Source organism: Streptomyces sp. NPDC059866 (assembly GCF_042731325.1).
In the GTDB taxonomy this organism is placed as follows: Bacteria; Actinomycetota; Actinomycetes; order Streptomycetales; family Streptomycetaceae; genus Streptomyces; species Streptomyces flavusporus.
In genome coordinates this window covers 16,815-31,155 of the sequence record NZ_JBHWJT010000020.1, presented here as the reverse complement: position 1 = coordinate 31,155, position 14,341 = coordinate 16,815, and the positions used below count along the sequence as shown (strand labels likewise).

Sequence of the window (14,341 nt, the reverse complement as noted above, 5' to 3'; positions counted from 1 at the left end):
TTTAACGGGTGTTTTACCAGTAAAAGAAATCGGGCGGGACGGCCTCCCGGTGCCGCCCCCGCTCCGGCGAATGCCCCCCGCGTACACCCTTGCGCTCGCGTGCGCGCCGTACGGACCGGGCATCCCTAGACCGACCGTCGACACCCTGTCGACGGCCCCTCGGGCAGGGAGGTGCGCGTGCACGGACCGGCTGCGTCCGGCTGGCTGCTGGTCGCGCTGTGCGCGGTGACCGGCGCCTACTGCCTGCTGCGGCTGCGCAGCACCGTCGAGGAACAGCGCCGGGCCGCGGGAGACGAGGCGCTGATGGGCTTCGGCATGGCCGCGATGGCCGTACCGACGGCCGTGTACACACCGCCGGCCTGGGCCTGGCCCGCCTTCGCGGCCCTGTTCGGCGCGGCCGCACTGCGCGCCCTGTGGGCCGCCCGCGGCGGGGCCCGCCATCTGCACCACCTGGTGGGCGCCTCGGCCATGGTCTACATGGCGGTGGTCATGGCCGGCACCCCGAACGACGCCCCCGGACACGGACACGGCGGCGCCGGACTCCCCCTGCTCACCGGGCTCCTGCTGCTCTACTTCACCGGATATGTGCTGCTCGGCGGAGTGCGCCTGATACCTGCCCCGGCCGTGGCGGGCGCCCCCCGCACCGTGGGGTGGGGCGACCGGCCCGAGCTGGCGCGGGCCTGCCGGCTGTCGATGGGCATCGCCATGGTCGCGATGCTGCTGACGCTGTGAGGGGGCGGCGGACGCGGACGGTACGAGCCCCGTGGTCTGTGTCACTTTGCGGGAAGGCGAGCCTCCCGCTGAGCCGGCGCTCATAAGGTGTCCTCATGATGGTCCCCGCGGCACTGTTGCTGCTCGGCGCCCTGACCGCCGTCCTGGCCCCACGGCTGCTCGCCCGGACCGACTGGCCGGACCGTGAACCGGTGGTTGCCCTGTGGGTCTGGCAGTGCGTGGTGGTGGCCGTACTGCTGTGCTGCGCGCTGTCGATGACGCTCAGCGCGGCAGCCGCCTGGCAGGCGGTGCGCGGCCATGTGTTCGCACCGGCACCGCGCGCGGTCGTGGAGGCCTATGCGCTGAGTACGACCGGCCCCTGGGCGGCGACGACAGCGCTCGCGCTCGCGTCGGGCGCCGTCTGGACCGCGGTGATGCTGGTCCGGGAGGTCGTACGGGCGCAGGCACGGCGTCGGCGGCGACGCGCCGAACTCCTCGTGCGGGCCCCGCTGCTGCCGGGTGAGGAGCCGGGGAACGGTCGGCTCGTCGTCCTGGAGGGTGAGCGGCCGGACGCCTGGTGGCTGCCCGGCACGGCACCCCGGCTCGTCCTCACCACCGCCGCCCTGCGCCGGCTGAAGGGACAGCAACTGGACGCCCTCCTCGCACACGAGCAGGGACATGCCCGGGCCCGGCACGACTGGCTGCTGCACTGCTCGGCCGCACTGGCGTGCGGGTTCCCGCGGGTGCCGGTGTTCGCCGCGTTCCGCGACGAGATGCACCGCCTGGTGGAGCTCGCCGCGGACGACATGGCCTCCCGCCGCTTCGGGCGGCTGACCACTGCACTCGCGCTGGTGGGAGTCAACGAGGACCGGGGCGTGTTCGGTCCCTGCCCGACACCGCAGGCCCATGTGCCGCAGCGGGTGCACCGGCTGCTCACTCCCCCGGACCGGCTCACCGCTGTCCGGCGGCTGCGGCTCACGGCGACGGCCGCGCTCGTGCCGGTCGTGCCGGTGCTGGTGGCGTTCGTACCGGGGTTGCGGGCACTGGGGTAGGCGCATCCTGGGAGGGGGTCGCCTCCTGCCCCACCGGTCGGCGAGGATCGCACCATGCACATCCCCACCGTCGAATCCCCACCCCGACCGCCGGAGTACCGCACCGCCCACCGGACACCCCTCACGCTGGCGGTGTGCTCCCTCCTGCTCCTCGTCCTGGTCGCCGCCGAGTGGCACCCCCTCATGAACCTGGACGGCGACGTCTCCCGCACCACCCATCGCTGGGCGGTCGAGGAGTCCGGGATCACGCAGGTGTGCCGCATCCTCACGGACTGGATCTGGGACCCGCTGACGATGCGCATCCTGTGCGGGGCGGTCGTGGTGTGGCTGGTGTGGAGACACTCGGCGTGGTGGACCGCGGCGTGGCTGGTGGTCACCGTCACCCTGAGCACGGCGACGCAACAGTTCCTGAAGGCCGCGGTCGACCGCCCGCGCCCCGTCTGGTCCGATCCGGTCGACTCCGCCCACTACGCGGCCTTTCCCTCCGGCCACGCCATGACCGCCACGGTGGTACTGGGCCTGCTCCTGTGGCTCCTGCACCGCCACGGCGCCGATCGCGCCCTGCGCCGTACGGCCCTCGTCGTGGCCGCGGTGTCCGTGCTCGGCGTGGGGCTGACCCGGGTGTGGCTCGGCGTGCACTGGACCTCGGACGTCGTCGGCGGCTGGCTGCTGGGCGCGACGGTGGTGACGCTCGCGGTGACCGCCCACGAACGGTGGCGACCCTGACCACACCCGGAGGCGAACCGCCTTCGGCGTGGAACGCGGGCTCATAGGATCGCCGCATGATCGCCGTGCTGTTCGACTTCTCCGGAACCCTCTTCCGTGTCGAGTCCACCGAGTCCTGGCTGCGCGCCGTACTGACCGAGGCCGATGTCCCGCTGCCCGAGCCCGAGTTCGGCAGGGCCGCGCAGGCGCTGCAGGCGGCCGGGGCGCTGCCCGGCGGCGCGTTCCCGGAGCGGGTGCCCGTCGAACTGGCCGACGTGTGGGAGGTCCGGGACCAGAGTTCGGCGCAGCACCGGGCCGCCTACACCGGCCTCTCCCGCCAAGTGCCGCTGCCCGAACCCGGGTTGCACGACGCGCTCTACGACCGCCATATGACCCCGGCCGCGTGGACGCCGTACCCGGACGCAGCCGAGGTGCTTCGGACGCTGCACGAGCGGGGAGTCGGCATCGGCGTGGTGAGCAACATCGGCTGGGACCTGCGCCCGGTGTTCCGCGCGCACGGGCTCGACCGTTACGTGGGCACGTACGTCCTGTCCTACGAGCACGGCATCCGCAAGCCGGATCCGCGGCTGTTCGCTGCGGCCTGCGCGGAGCTCGGCGCCGATCCCCGGCAGGTGCTGATGGTGGGTGACGAACCCCGGGCGGACGGCGGCGCGGCCACCCTGGGCTGCGCGGTCCACTTCGTGCACCACCTGCCGGCCGACGAGCGGCCCGACGGGCTGCGCCCGGTGCTGGACCTGGTCGACCGTCCCGTGACATGACCGTCTGTCTCGGACGATCCCCCGCGTCGCCCGAGACAGACGGCACCGCCGGTCCCGGCCCCGCAGGGCCCGGGACGGACGTTCCGAGTATAGTTGGCTGGCAGCCAGTCAACGCAGGAGTTACAGCATGACCCCCCGCAGCGCTTCGGTCAATGAAGAGTTGCGGCGGCGTTCCCGGGAGCGGCTCCTGCAGGCGGCGGTCGAGCTGGTCAGTGAGCGGGGATACGAGGCCACGACCCTCGGCGACATCGCGGACCGGGCCGGCTCGGCGCGCGGACTGGTGTCGTACTACTTCCCCGGCAAACGCCAGCTCGTGCAGTCCGCCGTGCACCGGCTGATGCACCGCACGCTGGAGGAGGCGCTGGAGCGCGAACCGCGCACGGAGGACGGCCGGGAGCGGATGGCGCGTGCCATCGACGCGATCCTGGGCCTGGCCCGGGACCGGACCGTGCTGATGCGCCAGCACATGGCGGGACTGCTGGACACCGAGGGCTTCGTGCAGTGCCCGGAGCAGCAGCGGCTCGCCGAGCTGCTGCGGGACACCGTGGCCCGGCACGGCTCCCGGAACGCCGAGGCCGACTATGCGATGCTGCGCGCCCTGCTCATGGGGGCCGTCTACGCGATGGTGCTGCCGAACGTGGGGATGCCGGTCGCTCCCCTGCGCACCGAGCTGTTCCGGCGCTACCGGCTCGACTGGGAGCTCGGGTGCCCGCCGGACGCCGAAACGCCCGACGGGACACGCGACGGGGACCTGTCACGGTTCTTCGCGACAGACCCGGCAGACACACCGGCCCTCGGCCGGCCGGCCTCGGATCAGTCGAAGTAGTCCGGCTGCGTCTGCACGTTGAGCTCGTGCAGACGGACACGCTTCGCCGGGTCCGTGCGCCGGTCGTCGAGCTTCAGGACGTCGAAGCCCTTGGCGATGTCGTTCGAGTAGATGTAACCGTTGTAGTAGTACGCCGACCAGGAGCCGGCCGTCGTGACCCGGTCGGTGGTCAGCGGACCGCGCTCGAAGTAGGCGATCTCCTTCGGGTGGGCGGAGTCGGTGAAGTCCCAGACGGAGACGCCGCCCTGATACCAGGCCTGGACCATGATGTCCTTGCCCTTGACCGGGATCAGCGAGCCGTTGTGAGCCACACAGACCTCGGTGTCCGCCTGGTGGCGGTCGATCTTGAAGTAGCTGCGGAAGACGAGCTTGCGGTTGTCGCCCTTGCCGACGATGTCGTAGATACCGTCGGCGCCGCGGTTCGGGCCGATCTCCTCGTTGCAGGTGGCCGCGCCACCGCCGCCCAGCTCGTCGGTGAACACGACCTTGTCGGCGTCCTGGTTGAAGGTCGCCGAGTGCCAGAACGCGAAGTTCACGTTGTCCTGCACCTGGTCGATGACCTTCGGGCGCTCCGGGTCCTTGATGGAGAACAGGATGCCGTCACCCATGCAGGCGCCCGCCGCCAGGTCCTGTGAGGGCAGCACGGTGATGTCGTGGCAGCCGGTCGTCTTGGAGACACCCGGGTTGGTCGGCCCGCCCGGGTTGCCGCCGCCGTCCGGGCCCTCACCGGGGAAGAGCACCGGGAAGCCCACGAGCGCAGCCTTCTCCGGCGCGTTGCGAGGCACCTTGATGACGGAGATGCCGTCGTGCGGCGGCTGGCAGTCGGGGTACGCGGCGTTCGGCGAGTACGAGGAGACGTAGATGTAGACGTTCCTGCGCTCGGGCACCAGCGTGTGGGTGTGGGAACCGCAGGCGGTCTCGACGGCGGCGACGTACTTCGGGTTGCGCTTGTCGCTGATGTCGAAGACCTTCATGCCCTCCCAGGAGGACTTCTCGGTCACCGGCTGCGTGGTGCTGTTGCAACTGCTGTCGCTGCGCGAGGAGTCGGTGGACAGGAACAGCAGGTTGCCGGAGACGGAGATGTCGTTCTGCGAGCCGGGGCACAGCACCTGGGCGACCGTCTTCGGCGACTTCGGGTTGCTGATGTCGAAGATGCGGAAGCCGTCGTAGTTGCCGGCGAAGGCGTACCTGCCCTGGAAGGCGAGATCCGAATTGGTGCCGGGCAGCACGTCCTTGGGGATGTTCGTGACGTGCTCGATGTTGTCCGAGTGGACGACCTCGTCCTGGCCGGGTATCTCCCCGCTCTCCAGGGCCTCGCGCACCTCGGCCTGGGCGCTGCGGGACACCTCCTTGTCGGTCGCCGGGCCGTCCCCCGGGTCGGGGGTCGCGGCCGCCGGATGGACCGTCAGCAGCGCGGCCAGGAGTCCGGCCGCTGCCGCGGCAACTCCCAGGCGTCTGCGCCGCGTTCGGGGGTTGTTCAACAGGGTCACTGCTTCCTCCCTTGTTCCGTTCGCCAGGGAACGGTTCACGGACCCCCGAAGTATCGTCTTCAGCATGCACAGATCAACAGGGGGCAACGAACATGTAATGAAGGTTTTCGCTCGTTCATGAGCGGAAGCGTGTGTTAGGACGGTCACCAGCACCCACAAGGTGCCCCCTCACTCCGCCTGCCACAGGAGGTCGTTGTGCCCTTCCGTCGAGCGTCGCGCGCTTCACTCACCGCGGCCTCACTGGCCACCCTGGCCGCCCTCGCGCTCGGGGGCTGCGACTCCGGCTCCGACGCGGAGCCGGACCGGGCGAGCGGCCCCTCGGTGCTCGTGCCCGGCAAGCCCGGCGAGGCGAACCGCACGATGTCCGCCGAGGACGCCGCACAGCAGCGCGCCGACGACGACACGCCCAACTCGGCGGACATCGACTACGCGCGGATGATGATCGAGCACCACTCCCAGGCCCTGGAGATGACCGAACTCGCCCCGGAACGCGCCGAGTCGTCGCGGGTGAAGAAGCTGGCGGAGCGGATCGAGGCCGCGCAGGGTCCCGAGATCGCGGCGATGAGGAGCTGGCTGGAAACGCACGGCGAGGACGAGAAGAGCGACGGCCACCACCACGGCCCGATGCCCGGGATGGCCACCGAGGCGCAGTTGAAGAACCTGCGCGCGGCGGAGGGAAAGGCGTTCGACCAGCTCTTCGTCACGCTGATGATCACCCATCACGAAGGGGCGATCACGATGGCCACGGATGTGAAGTCGCAGGGCAACAACGTGCGGATCGAGGAGATGGCCGACGACGTGGTCGCCCAGCAGACGAGCGAGATCACGCGCATGCGCGGAATGCTGTGACCTCCGCGCCCGGGTGACCTCTGCGCCCGCCGGGCCCGCTCAGCGCCGTGCGTGACGCGGGGTCAGGAAGCCCGCGTCCCGTGCCTGGGCGATCAGCCTGAGCGACCGGCGGCGGCTGTGCCCGGTGGCGCACATCACCGCGAGGACGGGGTCGAGCCCCTCGTGCTGCGCGGCGCGGTATTCCTGCGCCACCAGCCGGCTCCCCTCGATGCCGCGCGGCCAGGCGGGGCGGGCGCGCCTGCCGCCCGCCGGCTCCCTCTGCAACGGCTCGGCCGCCACGCCGCCGCACACCGAGAACAGCGGCTCTTCGATCCAGTCGGCGAACACCGCCAGATCGTCGAGGGACAGCGCGGGGCGGGCCCGGACGTCCTCGAGGTTGACGCAGCCGTCGGCCGCCACGGCGAGCGCGTCGACCCGGGCGCCGTCGGCGAAGTCGAGCCGCACATGGAACCACGCCGTCGCGCCGCTCTCCTCGCGCACTTCCCACGCGGGCCACACGGCCACCGCACCGTCCTCCGGACGGCGATCAGAAAGATCAAGAAAGGATGCTTCCAGCACGCACGCAACGTAACCGCATGATCACACTCCATACGAACGGACACGCGTCCGTCCTTGGCGCGGCACCCTGTCAGCGGAGCGGCAGCGGTGCCATGCTGGAGCCGTCAGCGATCTCCTGTGATGCACCGGACGATCCGCCGGGCCACCGGACGAAGGAGTTCCGCCGTGCTGCGTGTCGCCGTCGTCGGCTCCGGGCCGAGCGGGGTCTACTCCGCCCAGAGCCTTGTCCAGCTGGACCCCACCGTGTTCGTCGACGTCCTGGACCGGCTGCCGTGCCCGTACGGTCTGGTGCGCTACGGCGTGGCACCCGACCACGAGAAGATCAAGTCGCTGCAGAACAATCTGCGGACGGTGCTGGAGCACGAGCGGGTGCGGTTCCTCGGCGGCGTCCAGGTCGGCGCCGGCGGAGTGCCGGCCGCCCGGCTGCGGGAGCTGTACCACGCGGTCGTGTACTGCGTGGGAGCCGCGACCGACCGGCATCTCGGGATCCCCGGGGAGGATCTGCCGGGCAGCTTCTCGGCGACGGAGTTCGTGTCCTGGTACAGCGCGCATCCGGACGCCGTGGAGGACGGGTTCGTGCTCGGCGCCCGGTCGGCCGTGGTCATCGGCGTGGGGAACGTCGCCGTGGACGTCACCCGGATCCTGGCGCGCGGCGCGGCCGAGCTGAGCCCCACCGATATGCCGCAGTCGGCGCTGACCGCGCTGGGGGCGAGCCGGGTGACGGACATCCACATGGTGGGGCGGCGCGGCCCTTCGCAGGCCCGCTTCACCACCAAGGAGCTGCGCGAGCTGGGCTCTCTGCCGGGTGCCGAAGTGAACGTGGATCCGGAGGAGTTGGCGCTGGATCCGGCGTACGTCGACCCGTCCGCGCTGCCGGCCGCGCAGCGCCGCAACGTGGAGGTGCTGCGGGGCTGGGCCGCCCAGCCGGCCAGGGATCTTCCGCGCCGGATCGGGCTGCGGTTCTTCCTGCGCCCGGTGGAGTTGCTCGCCGAGGGCGGGCGCGTGGGCGCGGTGCGGTTCGAACGGACGCTGCCGGACGGGCAGGGCGGCGTGACGGGGACGGGCCGGTACGAGGAGATCGAGGCCCAGTTGGTGCTGCGGTCGGTGGGCTATCGCGGAGTGCCGCTGGAGGGGCTGCCCTTCGACCCGGCGACCGGCACGGTACCGCAGCTGGCCGGCCGGGTGCTGCGCGGCGGGGTCGTGGCGCCGGGCGAGTACGTGGCGGGCTGGATCAAGCGGGGTCCGACGGGTGTCATCGGCACCAACCGCCCGTGCGCCAAGGAGACGGTGCTGTCGCTGCTCGAGGACGCCCCCGTTCTCGTAGGGAAGGAAGTCCCCGAGGATCCCCTCGCGGCGCTGCGGGCCGAGGGCGTCGAGCCGGTCGAGTGGGCGGGGTGGCGGGCCATCGAGCGGGCCGAGGCGGAACTCGGGGCCTCGCTCGGGCGGAGCGTGGTCAAGCTGCCCGACTGGGAGTCGCTGCTGACCGCGGCGCGCGGGGTCGACTCGTAGCAGAACCCGGCGCCGCCGGCGGGCAGGACACACGGCTGCAACGAGACGGAAATCAACAAACTGTTCAAGCTGCTTACGGTCTCCTGCAGTTCGGATGTTCCCCGCTCACCGCCGCTCTGGAGTGCCCATGGCATCGACCGCGCCCGTCCATCCCGTCGACGAGGTCCCACCCGTACGGCAGCTGGCCGCCTTCGGGCTGCAGCATGTGCTCGCCATGTACGCGGGCGCGGTGGCCGTACCGCTGATCGTGGGCGGTGCGATGAAGCTGCCGCCGGCGGATCTGGCGTATCTGATCACCGCCGATCTGCTGGTGTGCGGCATCGCCACGCTCATCCAGTGCATCGGCTTCTGGCGGTTCGGCGTGCGACTGCCGATCATGCAGGGCTGTACGTTCGCGGCCGTTTCGCCGATGGTCATGATCGGGACGACCGGCGGCGGACTGCCCGCGATCTACGGCTCGGTGATCGTCGCGGGACTCGCGATCGTGCTGCTCGCACCCGTTTTCGGCAAGCTGCTGCGGTTCTTCCCGCCGCTGGTCACCGGCACGGTGATTCTGATCATCGGTATCTCGCTGCTGCCGGTGGCGGGCAACTGGGCCGCCGGCGGTGCGGGGGCCGAGGACTTCGGGGAGCCGAAGAACCTGGCGCTCGCCGCGTTCGTACTGGCGGTGGTGCTGGGCGTGCAGCGGTTCGCGCCGGTGTTCCTGAGCCGGATCGCGGTGCTGATCGGGATCGCGGTGGGGCTCGCGGTCGCGGTGCCGTTCGGGTTCACGGACTTCGGCGGGGTCTCCGACGCGGACTGGGTCGGGATCAGCACGCCGTTCCACTTCGGGGCGCCGACCTTCGAGGTGTCGGCGATCGTGTCCATGCTGGTGGTCGCGCTGGTGTGCATGACGGAGACGACCGGTGACTTCATCGCGGTCGGTGAGATGACCGGGCGGAAGGTCGAGCCCCGCTCTCTTGCGGACGGGCTGCGCGCCGACGGTCTGTCGACCGTTCTCGGCGGTGTCTTCAACACCTTTCCCTACACCGCGTACGCGCAGAACGTGGGCCTCGTCGGTATGACCCGGGTGCGCAGCCGCTGGGTCGTCGCGGCGGCGGGCGGCATCCTGGTGCTGCTCGGCCTGCTGCCCAAGCTGGGCGCGGTGGTCGCGGCGATTCCGGCGCCGGTCCTCGGCGGCGCGGGCCTGGTGATGTTCGGGACGGTCGCCGCCAGCGGCCTCAGGACCCTGGCCGAGGTCGACTTCAGGGGCAATCACAACCTGACGGTCGTGGCCGTGTCGGTGGCCATGGGTGTGCTGCCGGTCGGTGTGCCGACGGTCTACGACCGGTTCCCGGACTGGTTCCAGACGATCATGCACAGCGGGATCAGCGCCGGCTGCCTGACGGCGATCGTACTCAACCTGCTCTTCAACCACCTTCCCGCGAAGGCGGGTTCAGATCTCACCGAGGCGGGAGGACTGCCGGTCGGCGGCGCCGGGAAGCACGTCGGAAAGCCCCGGGAAGAGGCCGTCTAGAGGGCGGCTCCACTTCGTCCGGTTCAGCCGCGTCACTGGTCAGTGGCTCAGCCGGACGACCGCTCGCTCCAGCGGGGGCAGCGCCCGCTGGCCGGTCACCGCCAGGGCGATCGCCGCCAGCACGCCGGCCCAGGCGAACGGGCCGAGCGGCGTGCAGCCGAAGGCCTGGCTGAGACCCGGCGTCTCGACCAGGGCGACCAGGGCGGCGGCGGAGCCGAACACGGTGACGCGGACCAGTGGACTGTCGCGGCGGTCGGCGAGGGTCTGGGCGAGCTGGCTGCCGACCACGGCGCACAGGGCCATCGTGGTCGTCCGGCGGGCCGAGCCCGGCGTGAAGCGGCCGATCAGCCAGGCCGTGACCGCGCCGAGAGACGTGGTCAGTGCGCGGTGCCGGATCTGCCGCATCAGCGGGCTGCCGAGCAGCGTCGTCCCCAACGGCTGGCTGCCGGCGCTCGCGTCCTCGGCCGGGTCCTTCTGCGGCGTGACCGCCACGGCCATCGCCGGGAACAGGTCCGTGAACAGGTTCACCAGCAGCATCTGACGGGTCGACAGCGGCGCCGCGCCCTGGAGGAGGGTGCCCAGGATGCCGAAGCCGACCTCGCCCGCGTTGCCGCCGATCAGGATGGCGACGGCGTCGGCGACGCTGTGCCACAGGGCGCGGCCCTCGGCGACGGCCTCGACGAGGACGGTGAGGTCTCCGTTGGTGAGCACCAGGTCGGCGGCGTTGCGGGCGGCCGCCGAGCCGCGGGCGCTGATCCCGACGCCGATGTCGGCGGCGCGGATGGCGGCGGCGTCGTTGGCGCCGTCGCCGACCATCCCGACGACTCGGCCGGCGTCCATCAGCGCCTCGACGACCTGGAGCTTCTGCTCGGGCGCGACCCTGGCCACGACGCCCACGTCGTGCAGCATGCGGGAGCGTTCCGAGCGGTCGGCGGCGGCCAGTTCGTCGCCGGTGATCACAGCCGTGTCCTCGGGCCAGCCCAGGTCGAGGGCGATCGCCCGGGCGGTCTGCGGGTGGTCACCGGTCAGCATCACCGGTCGTACGCCCGCCTCGCGCAGCCCGTGCACGAGCGCCGTGGACGTCTCGCGCGGTACGTCGGCCAGCGCGAGCAGCCCGGTGAACTCCAGCTTCTCCAGGGGGGCTTCGCACGCTTCGGTGTCCTTCTCGTCCTCGGCCAGGCGCCGCCTGGCGACCGCCAGGACGCGCAGCCCGTCGCGGGCCAGCTCCTGGGCCTTGCCGGAGGCGTGGTCGGGGACGTCGCGGCAGGCGGGCAGCACGATCTCCGGCGCGCCCTTGACGACGAGCGTGCGCTCACCGTCCGCCGCGTGGCCCACCGCGCCGGCGTAGCCCCGGCCGGCCTCGAACGGCCTGCCCTCGGTCTGGACCCACTCGGGGTCGCGCGGCGCCGCGTCCAGGACCGCCTCGTCGGTGGCGTGCACGGGCCGGTCGGGCCCCTCCTCGGGCTGGGGGCAGGCGCGCACCGCGACCCGCATCGTGACCGAGTCCGCGGCCTCGTCCGGCGTACGGACCGCACCGTCCACGTCGGTCACGCGGACCAGGCGCAACTTGTTCTCGGTGAGGGTGCCGGTCTTGTCGAAGCAGACCGTGTCCATCCGGCCGAGAGCCTCCAGCGTGCGCGGAGCACGGACCAGGACGCCACGTCGGCTGAGCCGGCGGGCGGCCGCCAGCTGCGCGACCGTGGCCACCAGAGGCAGTCCCTCGGGAACGGCGGCCACCGCCACCGCGACACCGCCGCTGACGGCCTGGCGTATCGGTGCGCCGCGCACCAGCGACAGGCCGGTCACCGCGGCGCCGCCCGCCATGGTCAACGGCAGTGCCTTGCGGGTGAGTTCCTGCAGCCGGGCCTGGACGCCGGCGGCGGGGGGTGTGCGGGCGGCGAGGTGGACGGCGCGGGCCGCCTCGGTGCGGTCGCCGGTCTCCACGACGACGGCCCTGGCCTGTCCGGCGACGACGGTCGTGCCCTCGAACACCATGCAGCGGCGGTCGGCCACCGCGGCGCGCGGGGTCGGCTCCGTCTGCTTGTTCACCGGCAGGGACTCGCCGGTCAGCGCCGACTCGTCGACCTCCAGGCCGTCCTCCCACAGCAGACGTGCGTCGGCCGGTACGACATCGTCGGCCGCGAGCTCGATCACATCACCGGGCGTCAGCCGGGTGGCATCCACCGTGCGGGGCCCGGCCGAGGCGTCCTCGGCGGTGACGCGGGCCTTCTGCTTCTGCTCCGCGAGCAGCCCGGACAGCGCCCGCTCGGCCCGCAGCCGCTGCACCCCGCCGAGCAGGGCGTTCAGATCGAGGGCGCCGATGACCAGCAGCGCGTCCACGACGGAGCCGAGGATCGCCGACGCGGCCGAGCCGACCGCCAGGACCGGGGTGAGCGGGTCGTCCAGTTCGCCGCGTACGGCCCGGCCGAGTTGCAGCGACCACCGGGCCGGCGCCAGGGCGGGGACGCGGGCGACGGACTCGGCCGTCTTGCGGACGCGGCTCCTCGCCTCCTGCACGGGGGTCGGCCGTCGTTCCGGCCCGTGGTCCAGCCGCTTACGGACGTCGCTCACCTTCAGGGCGTGCCAGGCCACCCGCGGCCGCGGGTGCGGGGCCCGGGCGGCCGCCACTCCGACGGCGGCGCGTGCCCCGTTCAGCAGGGCGACTGCCGCGCTCACGTCCACGGGTGCGTGGCGCAGGCCGATCAGCGGGGTGCGCGGACCGTTCCCGGACTCCCCGACAGCCACCAGCAGCCCGGACAGGGCGGCACCCGACCGGGCCAGGGTCTGCGAACGCCGGCCGACCTTACGGGCCGCCGGCACCGCGGCGAGCAGCCGCCACACGTCGACCAGCCCGCCCGGGGCGACGAGGTCCGCACCCCACGCGACGGCCGCGTCCCCGTCGGCGAGCGCGACCGCCACGTCACCGGCGAGCAGCCCGGCCAGGACGTCGGTGTCCGTCGCCGACCTCGGGCGGGCCACCGTCAGGACACCGCCGCGCCCGCGCAGCCCGTTCACCACCTCGTCGGCCGGCCGGTCGGCGGCGACGATGTGGTCGGCGAGGGCGGTGAACTCGCCGAGCGCCGGATCGTCCACGACCACGACCTTCAGCCCGGCGCGCCGGGTCGCGTCCAGCACGGCCTCGGCCCACGGGTCGGCGTCGCCCTCGGCCGTGTGCAGCGCACTGGGATGCAGGAAGACCGTCCGGACCGTCTCCAGTTGCCGCAGCCGTTGCATGTTGCGCACCAGCACCCCGGTGCGGGCGAGCGCACAGCCCAGCACGGCGTGGAAGGAGGCGGGCCCGTAGCGGGCGGCCTTCGGGGAGCCGGCGAGCACCGCTTCGGCCGCCTCGGTGCCGCTGTGCTTGACCAGCAAGGTGGCGGCGGCGCCCGCCAGGCTGCCGGCCTCGGCGTGGACCGCGTACTCGTGCACCGGTGTGGTCCGCAGCGGCGGGCGCGGGAACCGGTGCGCGGCCACGTCCTGGCGCCCGGGCCCGCACACCTGGTCGTGCACCGCGTCGAAGGCGGCCGCGCGGGCCAGTGTCTCGGTGAGCTGGAAAGAACGCAGGGCTCCGTCGAGCACCAGCGAGATCGGTGTCTGCCCCGCGCCGTGGGCGGCCGCGTTGACGACCGCCAGCATCAAGTCCATACGGGAAGGGCCGAACCGGGACCGCATCCAGCTGCGGAAGCGGGGGTTCTCGCGCAGCAGCGTCACACTCGCGGTCACGAACCGGGGCGAGGCCGGCAACCGGAGCGCCGACCCGGTGACGGCGGCGACGACTCCCACCGCATCGGCCGCGAGCGCCGCGGCAGTGGTCCGCACCTCTCCCGGGTCGCCCGGATGCGCGAACTCCTCCACGTCGTCGTCCGCCGGTACCAGTCCGTGCCGGGCTGCGAGGTCGTTCGCCTTCTCCACCACCCGGTCGCTCAGCGCGTCCTCGCTCGCGACGATCACCAGCCGGGCCAGCCCACCGTCCCAGTAGGCGGACGCCACGTCCGGATGCTCCGCCAGCGCCCTGGCCACCCGCCGCGCCGCCTGCGCCGTCCCGACCGCCTGCCGTTCCGTCTCCGGTCCGGCGAGCCGCAGCGCGAGGTGTGCCCGCCGGCCCGACCGCCAGTGGCGATCGCCGCCCGGCACTGCGGCACGGGCGACCCGCGTCATCCGCACCAGGGCGTCCGCGCCACGCACCCCGGCCCGTGCGGTTCCGGCCAGGGCGCCCGCCGCCGCGCCGACCGCGGGCGCGGCACCGCTCACCAGCAGCCCCGGCCCGGCCAGTACGCCGCCGGAGAGAACCGCAGCCGAGCCCGTCAGCAACCCAAGCGCCATCTCATCCCTCAGCTCGTGTTTCC

Annotated in this window: 11 protein-coding genes; 8 read left to right on the top strand and 3 right to left on the bottom strand. The window is 72.6% G+C overall.

Going from position 1 to position 14,341, the window contains the following annotated elements:
* Nucleotides 1-177 precede the first annotated feature (177 nt).
* From ACFV7R_RS28940 to ACFV7R_RS28920, 5 genes are all read left to right on the top strand, one after another.
* Complete coding sequence (locus tag ACFV7R_RS28940) at nt 178-732, top strand: DUF5134 domain-containing protein (RefSeq protein ID WP_385268607.1); 555 nt, start codon at nt 178-180, stop codon at nt 730-732.
* A 95-nt stretch (nt 733-827) separates the two neighbouring features.
* The gene (locus ACFV7R_RS28935; protein WP_385268605.1) at nt 828-1,763 is read left to right on the top strand and encodes a M56 family metallopeptidase; all 936 of its coding nucleotides are present in this window, start codon (nt 828-830) and stop codon (nt 1,761-1,763) included.
* A 54-nt stretch (nt 1,764-1,817) separates the two neighbouring features.
* Nucleotides 1,818-2,489, top strand: coding sequence for a phosphatase PAP2 family protein (locus ACFV7R_RS28930; RefSeq protein ID WP_385268603.1), 672 nt, complete (start codon nt 1,818-1,820; stop codon nt 2,487-2,489).
* 56 nt (nt 2,490-2,545) lie between these two features.
* Nucleotides 2,546-3,247: an HAD family hydrolase gene (locus ACFV7R_RS28925; protein WP_385268601.1), complete on the top strand. Its 702-nt coding sequence runs from the start codon at nt 2,546-2,548 to the stop codon at nt 3,245-3,247.
* A gap of 127 nt (nt 3,248-3,374) precedes the next feature.
* Complete coding sequence (locus ACFV7R_RS28920; protein ID WP_385268599.1) at nt 3,375-4,073, top strand: TetR/AcrR family transcriptional regulator; 699 nt, start codon at nt 3,375-3,377, stop codon at nt 4,071-4,073.
* Here ACFV7R_RS28920 and ACFV7R_RS28915 read toward each other — a convergent pair.
* Nucleotides 4,061-5,563, bottom strand: a complete 1,503-nt coding sequence (locus ACFV7R_RS28915) for an LVIVD repeat-containing protein (protein WP_385268597.1) — start codon at nt 5,561-5,563, stop codon at nt 4,061-4,063. The genes ACFV7R_RS28920 and ACFV7R_RS28915 overlap by 13 nt on opposite strands.
* 195 nt (nt 5,564-5,758) lie before the next feature.
* Between ACFV7R_RS28915 and ACFV7R_RS28910 the strand changes: the two genes are divergently transcribed.
* Entirely contained in the window at nt 5,759-6,412 is a 654-nt protein-coding gene (locus ACFV7R_RS28910; RefSeq protein WP_385268595.1) for a DUF305 domain-containing protein, read from the top strand.
* Between the two features lie 39 nt (nt 6,413-6,451).
* Here the strand turns inward: ACFV7R_RS28910 and ACFV7R_RS28905 are convergent, their stop codons facing one another.
* Nucleotides 6,452-6,916, bottom strand: a complete 465-nt coding sequence (locus ACFV7R_RS28905; RefSeq protein ID WP_385268868.1) for a DUF6214 family protein — start codon at nt 6,914-6,916, stop codon at nt 6,452-6,454.
* A gap of 219 nt (nt 6,917-7,135) precedes the next feature.
* Here ACFV7R_RS28905 and ACFV7R_RS28900 point away from each other — a divergent pair, with 219 nt between their 5' ends.
* Nucleotides 7,136-8,479: an FAD-dependent oxidoreductase gene (locus ACFV7R_RS28900; protein WP_385268593.1), complete on the top strand. Its 1,344-nt coding sequence runs from the start codon at nt 7,136-7,138 to the stop codon at nt 8,477-8,479.
* 127 nt (nt 8,480-8,606) lie between these two features.
* Nucleotides 8,607-9,995, top strand: a complete 1,389-nt coding sequence (locus ACFV7R_RS28895; protein ID WP_385268591.1) for a nucleobase:cation symporter-2 family protein — start codon at nt 8,607-8,609, stop codon at nt 9,993-9,995.
* Between the two features lie 39 nt (nt 9,996-10,034).
* On the opposite strand, the gene ACFV7R_RS28890 is transcribed toward ACFV7R_RS28895, so the two are convergent.
* Entirely contained in the window at nt 10,035-14,318 is a 4,284-nt protein-coding gene (locus ACFV7R_RS28890) for a cation-translocating P-type ATPase (RefSeq protein ID WP_385268589.1), read from the bottom strand.
* Nucleotides 14,319-14,341 lie beyond the last annotated feature (23 nt).